Source organism: Sphingomonas sp. FUKUSWIS1 (assembly GCF_000733135.1).
Lineage (GTDB): Bacteria > Pseudomonadota > Alphaproteobacteria > Sphingomonadales > Sphingomonadaceae > Sphingomonas > Sphingomonas aerolata.
Genome location: NZ_JPJC01000081.1, coordinates 5,644 through 6,572 on the forward strand (window position 1 = coordinate 5,644; position 929 = coordinate 6,572).

Annotated in this window: 1 protein-coding gene and 1 pseudogene; one reads left to right on the top strand and one right to left on the bottom strand. The window is 70.0% G+C overall.

The window, feature by feature from the left end; translation table 11 throughout:
* Positions 1–654, top strand: a 654-nt coding sequence (gene nudC / locus sphsw_RS05920) for an NAD(+) diphosphatase (protein WP_042466645.1), incomplete at its 5' end; no start/stop codon positions are given.
* A 1-nt stretch (position 655) separates the two neighbouring features.
* On the opposite strand, the pseudogene sphsw_RS20300 reads toward nudC, so the two are convergent.
* A pseudogene (locus tag sphsw_RS20300) lies at positions 656–929 on the bottom strand (prephenate dehydratase); the annotation flags it as partial.

The following is a 929-nucleotide window of genomic DNA, read 5'->3' on the forward strand; positions in this document are numbered from 1 at the left end:
CCGCATTTCACCGCGTTGCTGGCGGGCATGGGGGTCGACAACGCCCCGGCGATGCGCTCGCCCGCGCTGATGGCGGTGCTGGGCAGCCTCGCGCCGGGCGAGGCGGCGACCTATGCCGCGGCGCGCAGCGTCCTCGACTGGCATGTCCGGCACCGCTTCTGCGCGAAATGCGGGACCGCGACCGCGATGTTCCGCGCGGGCTGGGCGCGCAAATGCCCCAATTGCGCGACCGAGCATTTCCCGCGGGTCGATCCCGTCGTCATCATGATCGCCGAGCATGACGGGCGCGCGCTGCTCGGGCGAGGCAAGGGCTGGCCGCCGGGGCGCTATTCGGCGCTTGCGGGGTTTCTCGAGCCCGGTGAATCGATCGAGGAGGCGGTCGCGCGCGAGATCGCCGAGGAATCGGGCGTGCGCGTCGGCCGCGTCCGCTATGTCGCGAGCCAGCCCTGGCCCTTCCCCTCGTCGCTGATGATCGCGTGCGTCGCGGAGGCCGTCGACGACGCGATCACGCTCGACGTGAACGAGCTGGAGGATGCGATGTGGGTGCCGCGCGAGATGGTGCGCGCGGTGCTGCGCGGCGAGGAGGGACCTTTCCTGCCGCCGCCGCCCTATGCGATCGCGCACACGCTGCTGACCGTCTGGGCGAAGGGGTGACTCAGCCGCGCGTGCGCGCCTGGCGGTAGGTGCCCAGCACGCGGAGCCATTTCGAATGGAAGCCGAGTTCCTCTAGCGCGTGGTCGAGATTGGCGTCGCCCGGCTTGCCGACGACATCGGCGTAGAATTCGGTCGCGGCAAAGCTGCCGTTGCGCTGGTAGCTTTCCAGCTTGGTCATGTTGACGCCGTTGGTCGCGAAGCCGCCCATCGCCTTGTAGAGCGCGGCGGGGACGTTGCGGACCTCGAAGATCAGCGTCGTCATCCAGTCGCCGCCC